Here is a 17,261-nt window from a genome sequence, read left to right on the forward strand (position 1 = left end):
GCCCCGTCCGCGACCAGCGAGCGGGGCCTTCCCACACCCCGCCCATCGGCAACACCGGTGACGCCTTCATCTGCAAGATGAACGACGGGCAACAGTGGGGCCGAGATCCTTGTGCCGGCCATGACGTGGGTTGCAACGGCGACAGCCTCGCCGCTTGGTTCCTTGCCGCTTTCAAGTGGCCTTCGGCGATTTCTACAGACCATCCAGTCGTCTGGTCATCGTGTCGAGTGTCGGCCAGGGAGGACCCTCGCGCAGCGAGCGCAGGAATTCCTCTCCGAATCGCCTCCCGTTCGGAAACTGGTCGCCAATGTCCCAACGCCACGCTGCGACCATCGCGAGAACGAGCTGCCGGCACTCGTCCAGCAGTCCTTGGTTAACGCTCGGGTAGTGCTCGCAGACCGCCTCGGGAACATGGGCGAGATCGAACTCGACGGGTCCACGGCAGCACGTCTCAAAGTCGATGAACGACGGGCCATTCTTCGTGCTGAGCACGTTGCCGGGATGCGGCTCGCCGTGGAGCAGTTGCTCCACGGCGCCGCGGTCGTCGATCGCCCGTCGCAGGCTTCCTAGTCTGCTGCCGAGGAACACGCGGTCTGCGTCGGCGAGCTCCGGCGAGAGATCCGGGTTGGCAACGAGTTCTTCCGCCTCCGCGATTCGATCCGTGAACCGTGGGCTCGCCACATCAACCTTGCGCATGCCGGCGTGCAGCCGCTCCAGCGCCTTGGCGTAGTCGACTGGTGAGACGTGAGGTGCCACGGGCTCGTAGTAGATCCACAGCGTCACTGCGAAGCCATCGCGCGTGTACACAAGCGGGTCCACCCGAGGCTCCAAGGCGCCCACCGGGCATCCGACCTCGGCGAGCCGTTGAGCGAGCTCGACTTCGAGCTGTGCAACCTCTTGCCCCACATGGGCGACCCGGGCAAGGACGTCGCATGGCGTCAGCCGCAGCGCCAGCTTGTTCGAGTTGTGGAGAACGATTGCGTCGTTGGCTGGCAGGTCGAGCGATGCGGCGACCGAAGTCGCGGCCGCGATCGCGCGCGTGATGTCGGACATCTCCATGATTTGGTCAGGCTACATTTGTGACCTTGTTCGGTCCCCCTAATTTTCGGCGGGGCTGCGGTAGCCGAGAGTGCTGTGCAGCCGGGCGCCGGTGTACCAACCGGGCGTTCGACCCGCGATCCGACGGACCCTGTCCCTCGGATGCTCCCGGCTCACCAACTCCCGTCCCTGCCAGTCAAATCGCGCAGTTCGACGAACGGCAGTCCCACATCTGCGGCTCAGTTGTCGGAGTCCGAGTGCTCGTCCCCGACCGCGTTGTCTGCGAACATGCGGATCCTCTGGTCCACTTCCAACTGATGCGCGGCGTCGAGCTGGTTGTACAGGCGTCGGATTCTTCGTCGCTCAACGAACCCATATCGGTAGTCAGCTCGCCGACGATGGTGTCCTGCTCAGCCTTGGTCAACCGTCCCATGTTCTATTCCCTCCCGATGGCAAGGTGCGCTGACCCCAAAGCATCGCAGGCAATCACCCCTCTGGCGCGCAACTCCCGGTACTCCGACAACCGGCGTTACCAGTCTGAACGCAGCTCGTGTTCGGCCCACAAGCCGCCCGGCTCGGCACTCTGCACGAACTCACCAAGCTGACCCCGATCGCGATCATCGCGGAGGCACTCGGCTACGCCACCAAGACGATCGAGCAACACGCCCGTGCATCCACAACTACACTTGGTACGTTGCCAGCCGGCACACCATGGGTTGATTCCGCCGGCTACTCCCCGCTCATCGCCACCCGCGTCTGCCAGTTAGACGAGAGCGCCGTGTGTGAGTGCCAGGCTGCCCGCTCAGCCGGACGCCGGTCTGTCTGGTCCGAGTCAGCACGCCTCGAGCACGAAGAAGATGAAGCTGATGAACCTCGTCGTGTGCTTCAGATCCTGCGGAAGCAGTTCGCTCGGCGTGTCCGGGGCGATCGGCGGCTCGCTGACGACCGAGATCCGGAAACCTGCCGCCGTGAAGGCGTCGGTCATCGCCTGAAGCGGCCGGTGCCAGTTCGTGTAGACGACCGTGCGGCCGGCGTGCTCGGCGTCATAGGAGAACTCGGCGACGTCGAAGTAGTAGGCGTCGCGGTTCAACGCCGTGTAGAGGATCGGGTGGTTCACCGACAGGATGAGGCGTCCGCCCGTCTTCAGCACCCGGCGGAGCTCTGCGAGCGGCTCGGTCCAGTCCTCCAGATAGTGCAGGACGAGGGAGGCCACGACATCATCGAATGCGGCGTCGGCGTACGGGAGTGGCTTGGCCAGGTCGGCGACGGTCAGGTCGGCGTCCTCGCCCAGCCTTCGGCGGGCCAGTTCGATCATTGCCGTGCTCAGGTCGAAGCCGGTCATGATCGCGCCCCTGTCACGGAGCGCCGCTGACAGCGGACCGGAGCCACAGCCGGCGTCGAGGATGCGACGGCCGTCCACGTCACCAGCAAGGCTCAGCATCGCCGGCCGTTCGTAGTGGCCGTTGAGCAGATTGACCTCGTTGTCCGCGGAGTACGCCTCAGCGAACTCGTCGTAATCGGTCTTCGGCACCGAGCGCTCCTTGTGTCGGCAGGCTCGCACCATCGGTGCGACCACCTGCTCCGAGGCCTACTCCGCCTCATCAACTCCCGGTCCTGCCAGCTAAAGACCGGGAGTTGCCGCAGATGGTGAAGGCGCCGGCGTGCCGATGAGCGGACGTCTGAGTGGTGAGCTGCCCGTCCGTCATGCGGCTCGTTCGAACCAGTCGAGCGCGAGGTCGGCGACCGCGGCCGGGGCATCGTCGGTGATGAAGTGCGCTGCGTCATCCACATAGGCGAACTCGACGCGATCGGCGTACCGCTCCGGATTGCGGCAGATACGCCCCATGAGCTCCTCGGTCCAGGGGTGGTCGCGGCGGCCGAGTACGACGAGGGTCGGCACCGTGAGCCGCCGGCGGCGGTAGACGCCGCGCATCATGCGCATGGCTTCGGGCAGGATCATGCCGCGGGTGAGCGGACGCACCGCGCCGTCGATGTCGGGTCGGCGCATCGGGGCGAGGTGGGCGTCGACGGCTGCCTCCGATATCGGGCGGGCGACGTACGCCTCGGAGAAGACTCCGCGCAGTGAGGTGCCCGGGCGGTGCCAGATGAACTGGGGCAGGTGCCGGAAGCCCGGGGCGAGCTTCGGGCTGAACGTGAAGAATCCCGGCGGCACGGAGAGCTGCACTGCCGTTCGAACCCGCTCGGGGTGGTCGTAGGTCAGCTGCATCGCGGTGATGACGCCCATGTCGTGGGAGACGAGGTGGGCGCGCTCGATGTGGAGGACGTCGAAGAGGGCGAGCAGGTCGCGGAGCCGGGTCTCGCGGTCGACACGTGGATCGTCGGCCACGGTCCAGCCGGCCCCGCGCAGGTCGGGGCAGATGACGCGGTAGCCGCTTGCGGCGATGACCGGCGCTACGGCGTGCCACTGCCACCAGTGCTTGGGAAATCCGTGCAACAGCACGACCGGTTCGCCCTCGCCGATGGCGGCGACGTGAGTGTGCAGGCCGGGCGTCTCGACGACGAGATGGTCGAAGCCGGATGCCTCTGGCAGCGGCGGCGACCAGGCCGAGGCGTCGACGGAACGGGTGATGCGGGGCTCGGGCGTGGGCATGGCGACCCCTTTCACGCGGTGGAGTACTATGTTCATAGTAGACCTCTTGGAAGGGGGCGTCCATGCCCGCGGCGACCCGGGAGCGCGCACTCGAGGCGGCCGTGGAACTGCTCGGCGCGGAGGGCGTGCGCGCGTTGAGCCATGCGCGCGTCGACGAACGGGCAGGCCTCCCCCCTGGGTCGACCTCGAACTGGTTCCGCACTCGCCGGGCGCTACTCGGCGGCGTGGTCGACTGGATGGCCGAGCGCGAGCGCGCCGATTTCGACCCGGCCGCGATGCCTGCGATCACGGGACTCGACGGGCTGATCGAGGGCTTGTGCGCCATGGCCGAACTGCAGACCGGGCCGTTCGCCACGCGCACCCGCGCACGCTACGCCCTCTTCCTCGAACTCGCCGGCGATCCTGAGCTTGGCGAGCCGCTGCGGCGGCAGCGCCGCGAGTTCGAGCGGTGGACTGAGCGGATCGTGATCGCCGTTGGCATCGCCGACCCCGTGCCGGCGACCCGGGCCCTCATGGCGCTCGCCGACGGACTGCTCCTGCACCGGCTCACCGTCGACCCCGCTCTTGACATGCGCCCCGCGATCGAACGCGCGGTGCGCGCCCTCGCAGAGTCTTGACCTGACGGTCGTCGAGCTCGACGTGGGTTGCCCGGATGCCGCAGTCCGTGACACCTGCTTCGCCCGCTCATGCCGATGAGCGGGCGAAGCATCGGGCCGATCAATCCGTCCAGGAGGGATCGAGTTCCGAGCAGTCCACGATGAGGTCGCGGTCGACCATTAGCCCTGAGGCCGCGGCTTGAAGCGGCGAACCTCCTGCGGCCAACCGCATGCCTCCGCGACCTTGCCCGCCCACATCTTGGCGGCCTCGTCATCAGCCACGTCCACCAGAGCGAACCCGCCCAGAAACTCCTTGGACTCGACGTATGGTCCGTCGGTGATCAACACGTCGCCACTGGTGGGGTCGGCGCTGTAGACCGGGCCGTCCTCCTCCTCCAGCCCTCCGGCGAAAACGTAAGCGCCGGCAGCCTTCATCTCGTCCACAACCGCCCTGGCGAGTGGCCCGCGACCGGCGAACCACTCCTCGGTGTGGTCACCCACCCACTGTTGGTTGAAGTAGATGAGGTACTCGGGCATGTCTGCTCCTTCGGCTCGAGCGGACCCGCTGTCCGCCTCCACCTACGCTACGAACGGCGTCCGGTGGATCCGACAGGCGATCGGCAAAAGTTTTCACGGGCCTTCCGCACACCCGGCTACTCCCGTCCCTGCCAGTTGAAGCCGAGCTGGAGAAGTCAGCTCAGCGCGGCCGCCTTGCGCAGCAGCACTGAGCGTTCGCGCTGGTTGGCGCACAGCCGGGCCGCCAGCTCCAGCTCGGCGCGCGCCTCCGGTCGTCGTCCGAGGCGGGCCAGCAGCTCACCGCGTACGGTCGGAACCAAATGCGAACCGGGGAGCCGGTCCAAGGCGATCAGCTCGTCCACGATCGCCAGGGCCTGCGCCGGACCCGAGGCCATGGCCACGGCGACGGCCCGATTGAGCTCGACCACCGGCGAGGGCGCGACCCGGCCGAGCGCCTCGTAGAGCACCACGATCCGGTCCCAGTCGGTGGCCTCGACCGAGGGCGCCGACGCGTGGGCGGCCGCGATCGCGGCCTGCAGGCCGTAGGGGCCGAGGCCGCGAGTCGAGGCCTTGACCAGCGCGGCCAGCCCACGGCGAATCGCCGAGAAGTCCCACCGTCGCCGGTCCTGGTCCTCCAGCAGGACCGGCGAACCGTCCGGGCCGGTCCGGGCCGGGAAGCGCGCGACCGTCAGCTCGCACAACGCCAGCAGGCCGTGCACCTCCGGCTCGTCCGGCTGCAGCGCGGCCAGCGTGCGGGCCAGCCTGATTGCCTCGTACGCGAGGTCGGGGCGCAGCAGCCGGTCGCCCGACGTGGCCGTCGACCCCTCGGTGAAGATCACGTAGAGGACGCTGAGCACGCCGCCCAGCCGCTCCCGGCGCTCGCCGGCCGCCGGCAGCTCGAACGGCACCCCGGCCGCCGCGATCGTCTTCTTGCCCCGGGTGATGCGGGCCTGCACGGTCGGCACGGGGACGAGGAACGCGCGGGCGATCTCCTCGCTGGACAGGCCGCCGACCACGCGCAGAGTCAGCGCCACCTGGGCCTCGCGGGAGAGCACCGGGTGGCAGCTGATGAACATCAGCGCCAGGATGTCGTCGTCGATCCTGTCGGGGTCGATTTCGTCGTCGACCGCCGGGCCGGCCGCCAGCAGGGCGTACCGGTCCTTCAGGGCGGTCCGGCGGCGGATCGCGTCGATCGCCCGCCGCCGGGCCGTGGCCATCAGCCAGCCGGCCGGACTGGCCGGAGCGGCAAGTGGCCACGACACCAGTGCCTCAGCCACCGCCTCCTGGGCAGCATCCTCGGCCAACCCGAAATCGCCGGTGAACCGGGTCAGCGCGGCGACGATCCGCGCCGACTCGATCCGCCAGACGGCCTCGACGTCGGCCGTGTCCATCAGATCTGGCCGCTGCTCTCGCGCAAGGCCCCTTCCTTGACGAACTTCCCGCTGTCCTGTGGGACCTCGTTCTCCCCGGGCACCCGCCGGATCTCGATCTTGGACCCGGCGACCGCCGGGACCCGCTTCGCCCACTCGACCGCCTCTTGTTTCGAGGCGACATCGAGCAGGAAGTAGCCCCCGAACAGTTCCTTTGTCTCTCCGTACGGCCCGTCCGTGACCACCGGGGCCTCGTCGCCGAAGTGCACAACGACGCCCTGGTCCGGATCGTCCAGCCCTTCGGCCGCGACGTAAACGCCGGCTTTGGCCGTCTCCTCGATGAACAGGCGGGTCGCGGCCATCAGCTCGTCGATGTTCGCCATCATGGCCGCGTTCGACTCATCGGTGCCCCGCATGATCAGCATGTACTGCGCCATCGCGTTCTCCTCCTCCGGCGGGGCCGCGTCTCGGCCCTCGCACCCCCAGGTCGAACGAGCGGCCCGCGGATCGACACGGCCCCGGAGAAATGTCTCGCCACGACGCAGCCGATCACTCCATCGTGCCCGCCCGCTGGCCAACGCCGCCACCATGCGCCGTGCCTCATCCCGCGCCATGCGACGGAGGCTATCCGGACTGCTGACGCGACACAGGCCGTTTTCCAGGAGACTGGCGTGGGTGGGACGGTTGCGGGAGACTGCGTCGATGGCTGCTGAATATGTGCAAAGTGATCAGTTCCGTGGTGCGCGCATCCACCTGTGTGAGCTTGCCGGGCTTGAGATCCGCGATTGCGAGGTCAGCGGTCTGAAGATCGTCGACTGCTATGGCAGCGACGTCTACATCGGTGGCGACTTCGAGCGTCTCGTCGTCAACGACGTTGACGTGACCGCGTACGTCGAGGCCGAGCTCGACCGTCAGCAGCCCACGCGGGTGATGGCGCGTGACGCGGTCTCCCCCGACGACTACCGGGCTGCCTGGGATGCCATCGAGAGCCTGTGGGAGGCGACGCTCGACCGCGCCAGGTTGTTGCCCGAGGCCAAGCTGTACGAGCAGGTCAACGGCGAGTGGTCGTTCGTCGAGACCCAGCGGCATCTGCTGTTCGCCAGCGATGCATGGCTCGGCAATGCCGTACTCGAGGAGGAATCGCCCTACCACCCGTTGGGCTACCCGGCCGGCGGGATGCCGCCCGACGCGTCGGCGAAGCTCGGGCTCACCCTCGAAGCCACCCCGACGCTCGACGAGGTACTCGCGACGCGGCTCGCCCGCATGGCCACGATGCGCCGTGCCGTCGACGGGCTCACCGAGTCCGAGCTAGACCGGGTCTGCCGTCGCAAGCCGGCGGACCCGTACCCCGACCAGGAGTACGTCGTACGCCGCTGCCTCAAGGTGATCCTGAAGGAAGAGGCCGAGCACAACCGTTACGCCGTACGCGACCTCGCCGTACTCGAGGCCGGTGTCGATTAACCCACTAGGACGGCCTCACCAGTTCGGCGAGGGCGACGTCGATGATGTCGGCGCGTGGGGAAAGGGTTGGCGCCTCGTCGAGTGGGATCCACTGTGCGAAGTCCGTCGTACCGTTCACCTCGAGGGTGCCCAGTGATCCGCCTGTTATTGCGGCTGTGAAGATCACTCGGACGGACTTGTACGGGCGGCGGCCGTCGCGATCTGTGTTCGGCTTGGTGAATGCGTGGGTGGCGATGGGGCTCCCGACCTCGACCGAGTAGCCGGTCTCCTCCAGCACCTCACGCACCACTGCCTGCTGCAACGACTCGTCGAATTCCACGCCTCCGCCCGGCATGGTCCAGCAGCCAGGTGAGTGTCCACCACCGTTGAACCAAGTGAGCAGGATTCGGTCGTGTTGATCGATGATCACGGCGTACGCCGCCAGCCTGGTGTCGTAGTCGGTGAAGTCCACCGACTGAGGGTAGCGGCGCCTACCGGCGTCGGCCTCTGGTTAATCGTGTTGCGTCGCGGACTCCGAGCGTCTTACGTTGCTTGCCTGATGGGCAGGACGTGCCCTCGCCGTGGTTATGCGTCAGCAGATCGGAGATTCGGAGCGGATGACATCTCACCTTGTTGCGCTCACTTTCGATGCGAACGATCCGCTTCGTCTGGCGCGCTTCTGGGCCGGCGTACTGGACTGGGAAATGGTCGACGATCCGGATGGCGGCTACGTGCTGCTGCCGAACGATGACACCGGCTTCCAGCTGGAATTCTTTCCGAGTCAGGAGCAGAAGACCGGTCCGAACCAGATGCACTTCGATCTGACCAGCCAGTCCCTCGAGGAACAGCAGCGGACGGTGGAGAGGGCGCTCGAACTCGGCGCCCAGCGCATCGACATCGGTCAAGGCCCGGACGCGGCTCATGTGGTGCTCGCCGACCCGGAAGGCAATGAGTTCTGCGTCATCGAGCCGGGCAACAACTTCCTTGCCGACACCGGATTCATTGGTGCGCTGGCATCCGACGGTTCGCAGGAGGTCGGGTACTTCTGGAGCAAGGCGCTGGACTGGCCGTTGGTCTGGGACCAGGACCAGGAGACCGCGATTCAGTCGCCGCACGGCGGTCCGAAGATCACCTGGGGCGGTCCGCCGGTGGCGCCGAAGAAGGGGAAGAACAGGCTGCATTTCGACCTCGCTCCCCCGGCCGACGGCGATCAGCAAGCCGAGGTCGACCGTCTCGTCTCCCTCGGGGCGACTCGAATCGACATCGGACAGCGCGACGTCAGCTGGGTCGTCATGGCCGACCCCGACGGCAACGAGTTCTGCGTGCTGACTCCCCGATAACGGGTCAGCGGCTCAGCGACGTACAGACGCAGGCCTTGTTGCCGTCTTGGTCGGCGATCACTGTGTATGAAGGCGCCTGGGTGTCATCGACGACGATCCCGCCTGCGGCGACGGCGGTAGCGATCCGCTGATCGGCAACCTCCGGCGCCACCCAGACGTCGATGTGGAACCGTTGACGCGGGGTCTCGTGCTCGTCGGTTTCCTGGAACCACAGGATCGGTACCCGTCCGGTCGCGTCCCGGACGTCGTCGCCGATGGTCCCCCGGCCCCGAGCCTCCGCACTCCCGGTCAGCAGGGCCGCCCACACCGGAGCGATCGTCGCCGCATGCGCCGTGTCGAGGGCGAGCTCGATCGTCGTGATCGAGGCCGGGTCAGCGTCGACACCCTGCTCGGCCGCGATCTCGGTGATCCGTACGGCGAGGTCGATGTCCCGCTGAGTCACCCACTCGACAATGTGCTCGGTGCCCTCGTCATCGCGGTACACCGCGTCTTCGCTGATCAACTTGAGATCGACATACCGGTCCCCCATCGTCACCCGCGGATGATGACCCAGTGCATCACCGGCCTCCCCCAGTGCAGCAACGAACCGTACGCCGGCGCCGAAGTCGCCAACCACATATCGGGCATGTAGTCCCTGCCCCAGTTTGCGCCAGTCGTCCAGCTTGGTCTCAGCGATTTGCTCGTCCGTCAGCATGTCCATGAACGAAACCGTAACCCTGATCCCGGACGATCAGCGTCCGGATCCTGACGGCGCATCCCAGGCGACCAGTTGCTGTGGACAAACAAAAAGGAAGGGAGACCCACTCCCTTCCACTCCCAACTTATAGCGCACTGGTGGGCTTGCCGCAAGCCCCGGGTTGTGCCGGAGAATCGTCGGCCGTAGCCAGAATCCGAAGAAATATGGGGAGTCGCCAAGTGCGAGTGTTGTTGTCGACGTACGGGTCGCGCGGGGACGTCGAACCGCTGGTGGGACTCGCGGTGCAGTTGCGGGCCTTAGGCGCGGAGGTGCGGGTGTGCGCGCCGCCGGACGAGGACTTCGCGGAGCGGTTGGCCGGTGTCGGCGTACCGCTGGTACCGGTCGGTCAGTCGGCGCGTGCGCTGACGACTTCGGCGCCGCGGCCGTCATCCATCCCTCAGCGTGCGGCCGAGGTGATCGTGAGCCAGTTCGAGGTGGTCACCGCAGCGGCCGAGGGATGTGACGTGTTGGTGGCGACCGGCATGATGCCGGCTGCGGCGGGCGCGCTGTCGGTGGCCGAGAAGCTGGGCATCCGCTCTGTGTCCGTGACGTTCCAGCAGCTCACTCTGCCGTCGCCGTACCGCGCGCCGCTGGCGTATCCGGGCCGGCCGTTCCCGCCGGAGGTGACCGACAACCGTGTCCTGTGGGATCTGGATGCCCAGAGCAACAACGTGCTGTTCGGTGAGGCGCTCAACACGAACCGGGCGTCGATCGGCCTGCCACCCGTGGACGACGTCCGCGGCTACGTCATCGGCGACCGGCCGTGGCTGGCGACGGACCCGATCCTGGACCCGTGGAAGGAGGCGGCGGAACTCGACGTCGTACAGACCGGCGGGTGGATCCTGCCGGACGAGCGCCCGCTGCCGGACGACCTGGAAGCGTTCCTGGACGCGGGCACACCGCCTGTGTACGTGGGCTTCGGCAGCATGCCCATGCACAAGGCGAAGGACGTCGCCCAGGTGGCCGTCGACGCGGTCCGCGCGCAGGGCCGCCGTACGGTCGTGGCCCGAGGCTGGGCGGACCTGGACCTGATCGACGACCAGGACGACTGCTTCGTCGTCGGCGAGGTCAACCACCAGGAGCTGTTCCGCCGGGTGGCCGCCGTCGTTCACCACGGCGGCCAGGGCACCACGACCACGGCCACCCTGGCCGGCGCGCCTCAGGTGGTCGTACCCCAGGCGGCAGACCAGCCGTACTGGGCCGGCCGGGTCACCGACCTGGGCATCGGTACCGCGCACGACGGCCCGGCTCCGACCGCCGAATCCCTGTCCGTCGCGCTCAAGACGACCCTGACCCCCGAGACCCGCGCACGAGCCACCGCCGTCGCCGGCACGATCCGAACCGACGGCGCGATGGCGGCCGCGAAGCTGCTACTCGATGGGAGCCGCTGACATGAACCCCCTGACCACCAGCGCTTTCGACCTCCCCGACCACCTCTCCCCCAAGGCCGACCCGACGCTGATCGCCGGCGACGAGCAGCACTTCGCGGCGATCGCGGAGAGCCTCGAGCAGTCGATCGCCGACCTGTCCGACCGGCTCGACGCCACCCGCAAGGCACCTGGCGGCACCGGCCAGGAGGCGTTGGACCGGGACCTGGAGATCCACCGGCTGACCAGCCGCCTGCGTACCCTGCGTCGCTTCGGTCTGGACCTGTGCCTCGGACACATCGTCAGCGCGGACAACCCCGAGCCCGTGTACGTCGGACGCCTCGGCCTCACGGACACCGAGGGCCGTCGGCTGCTGATCGACTGGCGCTCCCCCGCGGCCGAACCGTTCTTCGGAGCGACCCATGCCAACCCGATGGGCCTGACATTCCGCCGCAGGTATCGCTGGACCCGCGGCCGGATCAGCGATTACTGGGACGAGGTGTTCACCTCGGACGGATTCGAAGGGCACGCCGCCGCGCTCGACGACCAGTCAGCCTTCATCGCCAGCTTGGGCAGCAACCGGTCGCCCCGGATGCGAGACGTGCTCGGCACCATCCAGGCCGACCAGGACGCCATCATCCGCGCGAGTTCCCGCGGCGCTCTCGTCGTCGACGGCGGTCCGGGTACGGGCAAGACAGTCGTCGCTCTGCACCGCTCCGCCTACCTCCTGTACTCCGATCCACGCCTCGATCACCGTCGCGGCGGCGTACTGTTCATCGGTCCCCACCAGCCCTACCTGGCCTACGTCGCCGACGTCCTCCCAAGCCTCGGTGAGGAAGGCGTCCAGACCTGCACCCTGCGCGACCTCCTCCCCGAAGGCGCCGCGGCAGCGGACGAGCCTGACCCGGACGTGGCCCGGCTGAAGTCGTCCGCGGACATGGTGAAGGCGATCGAGCCGGCTGTCCGGCTCTACGAGGAGCCGCCCACCAAGCCGATGACGGTCGAGACCCACTGGTCGGAGATCTGGCTCAGCGCCGCGGACTGGGCCGAGGCGTTCGGAGTACCAGACGCCGGTACGCCGCACAACGAGGCGCGCGACCTGGTCTGGGAGGAGCTGCTCACGATCTTGATCGACAAGCACGCGGACGCATACGACGACGAAGACGTCTCGGAGGAAATGCTGCGCAGGTCCCTTCAACAGAACGAGGTGCTGGTCGACACCTTCAACAAGGCGTGGCCGCTGATCGAACCGACCGATCTCGTCGGAGACCTGTGGACGGTACCCGCGTACCTGCGCATGTGTGCTCCCTGGCTCAACCCCGATGAGGTGAAGAAGCTGCAGCGCGCGGATCCCGAGGCCTGGACGGTGTCCGATCTGCCGCTCCTGGACGCAGCCCGGCAGCGCCTCGGCGATCCGGAGGCCTCACGACGCAAGCGTCGCGCGAAGGCCGCCGCGGCAGCTGAACGCGAACGCATGACCGATGTCATCGACCACATCCTCGAGTCCGCCGACGGAGACGACCTGTGGGCGCCGATGTTGCGCGGCAAGGACATCCAGGAGGCCCTGGTCGACGAGAACGCGCTGCCCACCGCCGACCCGGACCTGCTGGCCGGCCCGTTCGCGCACATCGTCGTGGACGAGGCGCAGGAGCTCACCGATGCGGAGTGGCAGATGTTGTTGCTCCGCTGCCCGTCCCGGAGCTTCACCATCGTCGGGGACCGTGCCCAGGCGAGGCACGGGTTCACGGAGTCGTGGCAGGAACGGCTCGAGCGGATCGGACTGGACCGGATCAACCTGGCCTCCCTGAGCATCAACTACCGGACGCCCGAAGAGATCATGACGGAAGCCGAGCCGGTCATCCGGGCCGTACTCCCCGACGCAAACGTGCCGACCTCGATCCGCAGCAGCGACCTCCCCGTCGTACACGGATCCACTGCGGAACTGGACTCGATCCTCGACACTTGGCTCGCCAAGCATTCCGACGGGATCGCGTGCGTCATCGGCGATCCGTCGTACCAGGGGACGTCCCGCGTACGGTCGCTGACTCCGGTGTTGTCGAAGGGCCTCGAGTTCGACCTGGTCATCCTGATCGACCCGGAGTCGTTCGGCGAGGGCATCGAAGGAGCAGTCGACCGCTACGTCGCGATGACCCGAGCCACCCAGCAACTCGTCATCCTCACCGGCCCCTGACCGTACGGCGCGGTTGGAAGGTGAGCGTCCTCTTCCAAATTATTCCTTGACACGAATATTCACTGTGGTGAATGCTTGTCCTCATGGACGCACTCCTCACTGCCTTGGCGGACCCGGCTCGCTGGCGGCTCGTGAACCTGTTGGCCCAGCGGCCCCGATCGGTCGGGGTCCTCGCCCAGCTCGCCGAGGCGCGTCAGCCGCAGACGACCAAGCACCTGCAGACCCTCGAGCGGGCCGGCGTCGTCACCTCCCAGCGGACCGGCCAGCGCCGCATCTACGCGCTCCGGCCCGGTCCGCTGCGGGACCTGGCAGCTGCGCTCAGCCGGCTCGCGGACACGGCGGACCAAGTCGGCGGCGCCCGGGAGACCTTCGACCGCCACCGTCTCAGCGTCGAAGCTGAGCGGCTCGCCGCGGAGGAGTCGGGGTGGGCCGACGGCCGCTCGTTCAGGTTCGTCCGCTCGCTGACGGGGCGCCCTGAGCTGGTCTGGCGCCACCTGACCGAGGCCACCCTGCTCGCGCAGTGGTGGGCACCCGACGACCTCCGCGTCTCCGAGCTCGTCTTCGAGGCGCGACCGGGTGGGCGGATCGTTCTGGAGTACCGCGATGTCGAGGACACCGACGGCTCCGACCTGGTCGCCGGGCGCGCGGAGGGAGTGATCGACGACGTACGCCCCGGTGAGCTCCTCGCCTACCGGCTCTCCCCTCTCCTTCCCGACGGCAGCCTCGCCTTCACCAGCCACGTCGACCTCGGCCTCCAGCCCACCAGCACCGGCACGGACCTCGACGTCCGCTGGCGGATCACCGACAGCACAGTCGACTCCGCGGACTTCATCGCAGGCATCGAGCTCGGCTTCGGCCAGAGCCTCGACAAACTCGCGGCAACCCTCGCCGCGGACTCGCACAAGACAGACACCGACAGCACCGAGCACGACACCGACACAAGGAGCAGGAAATGACAGAGCAGACCGGCGGCCGCAGGGTCGTCACCAACATCGCCATCTCCCTCGACGGCCACTACGCCGCGCCGGACAACCCTCTCGACATGAGCTGGGTGATGCCGTACGCCGTCACCGACGTCGCCCGCGACCACCTGACCAGCCTGTGGGAGACCGCGACGACGGCGCTGGTCGGGCGGGTCAACGCCGAGGGGTTCCTCGGCTTCTGGCCCACCGTCATCGGTATGGAAGGTGCTGACCCGCGCGATGAGGGCTTCGCGAAGTGGCTCGTCGACACCGACAAGGTGGTGCTCTCCTCCACTCTCCGCGAGGCACCGTGGGAGCGGACGACGATCGTCGACAAGCCGGCCGCCGAGGTGGCCGCGGACCTCAAGGCGACCGAGGGCGGCGACATTCTCGTGCTCTCCAGCGCGAGCGTCATCAAGGCGCTCCTGGCGGCCGACAAGGTCGACCGGCTGGCGATCACGGTGTTCCCGGTCTTCCTCGGCGGCGGCCCGCGCCTGTTCGACGACGGCCTGCCCGCCGGGAAGTGGGCGCTCGCGAGCCAGACCGCCGGCGAGCACGGCACCTTGGCCCTCGTCTACGACCGACTCCGCTGAGCCGGCCGCAAGCCACTCAGCAACTGGTAGTCCTCACGATCTCCTGATGCCGGCTGCGCACGCCGCCGTGACGACGTCGAGCCAGGTGTCAGGGTGGGTCGACCTTCTCTGCACTACCGCCGGCCCGGTTGACCTGGCTCTACTTCGCCGGCAGCCGGGTCGGCCAGAGAAGCCGACTAGCTGTCCCCAATCGCCAGTTCGTGGAAGTACGTGACGGGCTTGCCCAATGCGTTGGCGTACGCGATCTCGCGGCGGGTGGCCTCCCCGATGTAGCCACCGGGGTTCACGATTCGTACCTCATCTGCGAGGTCGATCCTGCGGAGGTGCAGCTCGCCCAAGGCCCGCACGAGCAAAGGGTCCAGCACATGCGCCTCGGTGGCCTCCGGAGCCAGGACGATCGTCAGATCGAGCGTCAAGCGCGTGCGCTCGGTCGCAAACTCCCTGCTGAAGCGCAGGGAACCGCACAGACAAACGATCTTCGGGCGAGCAACCGGCACGTTGGACATGAACACCCTTCAAGAGCCAAAGATCCCTCCAGCATTCCATGCTGCCGTTGATGCTCAGTCAGGCATTCGGTGATTGTGCAACGTGCAGGCCATGGGCCTCGTTTGGTACTACGAGGTCAGTAATCCGCTGGTGAGTCTGTGGGGGCGCCGCACGCTGGATCGCCTACTTCAAAGCACAGCCGGAGGCACGAAGGCGACTTCGGGAATGCGAAGCACCGTCGATTCGCACCCGCACGACGACACGGTGTGAGGCTCACCCGTCCGACGAACTCGTTGTCCCTCCAGGTGATCAGGTAGTCCACCTCACCCGCCTGCTCCATCGCGAACCGTTCCAGATGGTGACGGCCGTCCAGCAGCCGGGTCACTGCCTCTGGCGGGTTAGTTAGAAAACCCGTATCGCCGCAGGCCCCTGACGAATAGGCTCGCGCTCATGACCGACGGCGACTGGAGGGATGGCGGGTTCAGACAGCGTCGGCCCTCCCCTGAGACTCTCGCCTGGGTTGCGGCGTCGATGGGTCGGGGCAGTCGCATCGTTGGCTATCGCCGAATGACCGGTGGCGTCTGCTCCGCCGTGAATCGGCTGACTGTCGAGCGACGTGGAATGCGAACGTTCGTCGTACTGCGGCAGTACCCGGGCGGGCTTGGCCTGCAGGAGCCCTTGGAGAAGGAGATCGCCAACCTTGGTGTGGTGGCGGGAAGCGGGCTCCCGGTTCCGAGCATCCTGGCTACTGATGTTGCTGGTGCTTCGACGGGGGGCGCGCCATCGTTGCTGATGACACGGTTGCAGGGGCATGTTCACCTCAATCCGGCGGAACCTCGGTCGTGGCTGACGAGGATCGCGGAGATTGCTGTCTTGCTGCATTCCCTCGATCTCCCCGCGAAGACGTTCAGACCTTGGACGGATTCTTGGATCGCTCCTCTAGACGGGTTTCAGGTGCCGGTCGACGCACAGAAGCCGGCTGTGTGGAAGGCGGCGTTTGGTGTCATGGCGGCGCCGCCGCCAAAGGAAACTGCCGTCTTTCTGCACTGCGATCTCCTGCCTGTCAACATGCTGTGGTCGCGCGGGAGGATTACTGGACTGACCGACTGGAACTCCATCCATCGGGGGGCGCGCGCGATTGACGTCGGGCACTGTCGGCGATACTTGGCGGCGCTCTACTCGCCCGAGTGGTCGGAGCAGCTTCATTCGCTCTATGAGTCGATCGCCGGGGTGACTCTCGATCCGTGGTGGGACCTGTATGCCCTGCTGCACTATGACGACAGCGCGCAGAAGTGGATCCGTAGTCAGGTCGCTGGGCGCCGTCCCGTCGATGTGCCCGGCATGACTTCCCGGGTCGAGGTCGCTATCGAGACAGCGCTACGGCGCCTCGGATAATTGCGGGTTCCCTGCTGGTCGCTCTTCCGGTTCTGGCATGCCGCACAGACCCCTGCACGAAGGTCGGTCGCACTCGCATCAATCACCGGCTAATAACGAGATACCACTCTAGGCACTCGGTCCCGGCAACGCTGGCATGCCGAGGCTGACCGACCGGCGGGTCTGAGTGCGTTTGCTGCGGAGGAAGGTCAGTGTGAGGTCGATGCCTTCGATCTCGCCCTTCCAGCCGTTGTCGGCGGCGTGGGTGCGGGGCTGGACCAGGTCGGCCTCGAGCTCGTCCAGGCGGGGCAGCATCTTCGGGTTCATGGTGAGCATGGGGCAGCGGATACAGGCGTGCTCGTGAGCGCACGGAGTGCCGTAGGGCCGGCCGCAGGAGCCGACCTCGACCTTGCGTTTGTCGAAGTGCTCCTCGAACTCGCTCCACTCAGCCGGAGTGGGTTCGCGGTATTCCTCGGGCGGGCGTTGATCGCGGCGGCGGTCGAGGAACTGCTGGTAGTGGGCAACCACGACGTCGTCGAAGACCGCCTCTGGCGACGTCGGTTATTGGAACTGTCTGAATGCCCGTTCTCATGGTTCGGTCCGGCGGCTGACTTCGGCGGCGTAGCTGGTCCAGTCGCCGC

Annotated in this window: 18 protein-coding genes; 8 read left to right on the plus strand and 10 right to left on the minus strand. The window is 67.3% G+C overall.

Translation table 11 applies throughout. From position 1 onward, the window contains the following. Positions 1–192 precede the first annotated feature (192 nt). The 3 genes from EV643_RS43090 to EV643_RS43100 all read right to left on the minus strand — a co-directional run bounded on the left by EV643_RS43090 (position 193) and on the right by EV643_RS43100 (position 3,649). Positions 193–1,059: a phosphotransferase family protein gene (locus EV643_RS43090; RefSeq protein WP_202870062.1), complete on the minus strand. Its 867-nt coding sequence runs from the start codon at positions 1,057–1,059 to the stop codon at positions 193–195. Positions 1,060–1,870: 811 nt separating this feature from the next. After that, positions 1,871–2,569 carry a class I SAM-dependent methyltransferase gene (locus tag EV643_RS43095; RefSeq protein WP_238166214.1) on the minus strand — a complete coding sequence of 233 codons (699 nt, stop codon included), beginning with the start codon at positions 2,567–2,569 and terminating at the stop codon, positions 1,871–1,873. Positions 2,570–2,740: 171 nt separating this feature from the next. Next, positions 2,741–3,649, minus strand: coding sequence for an alpha/beta fold hydrolase (locus EV643_RS43100; RefSeq protein WP_133806027.1), 909 nt, complete (start codon positions 3,647–3,649; stop codon positions 2,741–2,743). Between the two features lie 62 nt (positions 3,650–3,711). Here EV643_RS43100 and EV643_RS43105 point away from each other — a divergent pair, with 62 nt between their 5' ends. Then, positions 3,712–4,266: a TetR/AcrR family transcriptional regulator gene (locus EV643_RS43105; protein WP_133806028.1), complete on the plus strand. Its 555-nt coding sequence runs from the start codon at positions 3,712–3,714 to the stop codon at positions 4,264–4,266. Positions 4,267–4,425: 159 nt separating this feature from the next. Here the strand turns inward: EV643_RS43105 and EV643_RS43110 are convergent, their stop codons facing one another. The 3 genes from EV643_RS43110 to EV643_RS43120 all read right to left on the minus strand — a co-directional run bounded on the left by EV643_RS43110 (position 4,426) and on the right by EV643_RS43120 (position 6,568). Beyond that, a complete protein-coding gene (locus EV643_RS43110; RefSeq protein WP_133806029.1) occupies positions 4,426–4,782 on the minus strand; it encodes a YciI family protein in 357 nt (118 codons plus the stop codon). Positions 4,783–4,937: 155 nt separating this feature from the next. Next, positions 4,938–6,152, minus strand: coding sequence for an RNA polymerase sigma factor (locus tag EV643_RS43115; protein ID WP_133806030.1), 1,215 nt, complete (start codon positions 6,150–6,152; stop codon positions 4,938–4,940). Next, entirely contained in the window at positions 6,152–6,568 is a 417-nt protein-coding gene (locus EV643_RS43120) for a YciI family protein (RefSeq protein WP_133806031.1), read from the minus strand. Before EV643_RS43120 ends, EV643_RS43115 begins: the two co-directional genes overlap by 1 nt. A gap of 265 nt (positions 6,569–6,833) precedes the next feature. Between EV643_RS43120 and EV643_RS43125 the strand changes: the two genes are divergently transcribed. Beyond that, positions 6,834–7,592: a DinB family protein gene (locus EV643_RS43125; protein ID WP_133806032.1), complete on the plus strand. Its 759-nt coding sequence runs from the start codon at positions 6,834–6,836 to the stop codon at positions 7,590–7,592. A gap of 4 nt (positions 7,593–7,596) precedes the next feature. On the opposite strand, the gene EV643_RS43130 is transcribed toward EV643_RS43125, so the two are convergent. After that, complete coding sequence (locus EV643_RS43130) at positions 7,597–8,043, minus strand: NUDIX hydrolase (RefSeq protein WP_133806033.1); 447 nt, start codon at positions 8,041–8,043, stop codon at positions 7,597–7,599. 145 nt (positions 8,044–8,188) lie between these two features. Between EV643_RS43130 and EV643_RS43135 the strand changes: the two genes are divergently transcribed. Next, entirely contained in the window at positions 8,189–8,911 is a 723-nt protein-coding gene (locus tag EV643_RS43135) for a VOC family protein (protein WP_133806034.1), read from the plus strand. Between the two features lie 4 nt (positions 8,912–8,915). Here EV643_RS43135 and EV643_RS43140 read toward each other — a convergent pair whose 3' ends face one another. Next, entirely contained in the window at positions 8,916–9,611 is a 696-nt protein-coding gene (locus EV643_RS43140) for a 4a-hydroxytetrahydrobiopterin dehydratase (protein ID WP_133806035.1), read from the minus strand. Between the two features lie 215 nt (positions 9,612–9,826). Here EV643_RS43140 and EV643_RS43145 point away from each other — a divergent pair, with 215 nt between their 5' ends. The 4 genes from EV643_RS43145 (at position 9,827) to EV643_RS43160 (ending at position 14,760) form a co-directional block, all read left to right on the plus strand. Continuing rightward, on the plus strand, positions 9,827–11,038 hold the full coding sequence (locus tag EV643_RS43145) for a glycosyltransferase (protein WP_133806036.1): 1,212 nt from the start codon (positions 9,827–9,829) through the stop codon (positions 11,036–11,038). A 1-nt stretch (position 11,039) separates the two neighbouring features. After that, positions 11,040–13,205, plus strand: coding sequence for an RNA polymerase recycling motor ATPase HelR (gene helR / locus EV643_RS43150; RefSeq protein WP_133806037.1), 2,166 nt, complete (start codon positions 11,040–11,042; stop codon positions 13,203–13,205). Positions 13,206–13,288: 83 nt separating this feature from the next. Next, positions 13,289–14,161 carry a metalloregulator ArsR/SmtB family transcription factor gene (locus tag EV643_RS43155; RefSeq protein WP_133806038.1) on the plus strand — a complete coding sequence of 291 codons (873 nt, stop codon included), beginning with the start codon at positions 13,289–13,291 and terminating at the stop codon, positions 14,159–14,161. Next, positions 14,158–14,760 (plus strand): dihydrofolate reductase family protein, encoded by a 603-nt coding sequence (locus EV643_RS43160; RefSeq protein WP_133806039.1) that lies wholly within the window; start codon positions 14,158–14,160, stop codon positions 14,758–14,760. The genes EV643_RS43155 and EV643_RS43160 overlap by 4 nt, the downstream gene beginning before the upstream one ends. 176 nt (positions 14,761–14,936) lie before the next feature. Here EV643_RS43160 and EV643_RS43165 read toward each other — a convergent pair whose 3' ends face one another. Beyond that, complete coding sequence (locus EV643_RS43165) at positions 14,937–15,266, minus strand: hypothetical protein (protein ID WP_133806040.1); 330 nt, start codon at positions 15,264–15,266, stop codon at positions 14,937–14,939. 430 nt (positions 15,267–15,696) lie between these two features. On the opposite strand from EV643_RS43165, the gene EV643_RS43175 reads away from it, so the two are divergent. After that, positions 15,697–16,641: a phosphotransferase family protein gene (locus tag EV643_RS43175; RefSeq protein WP_133806041.1), complete on the plus strand. Its 945-nt coding sequence runs from the start codon at positions 15,697–15,699 to the stop codon at positions 16,639–16,641. A 108-nt stretch (positions 16,642–16,749) separates the two neighbouring features. Here EV643_RS43175 and EV643_RS43180 read toward each other — a convergent pair whose 3' ends face one another. Then, complete coding sequence (locus EV643_RS43180) at positions 16,750–17,148, minus strand: hypothetical protein (RefSeq protein WP_202870063.1); 399 nt, start codon at positions 17,146–17,148, stop codon at positions 16,750–16,752. Positions 17,149–17,261: the final 113 nt, after the last annotated feature.

It is taken from the genome of Kribbella caucasensis (assembly GCF_004361855.1).
Classification (GTDB): domain Bacteria; phylum Actinomycetota; class Actinomycetes; order Propionibacteriales; family Kribbellaceae; genus Kribbella; species Kribbella caucasensis.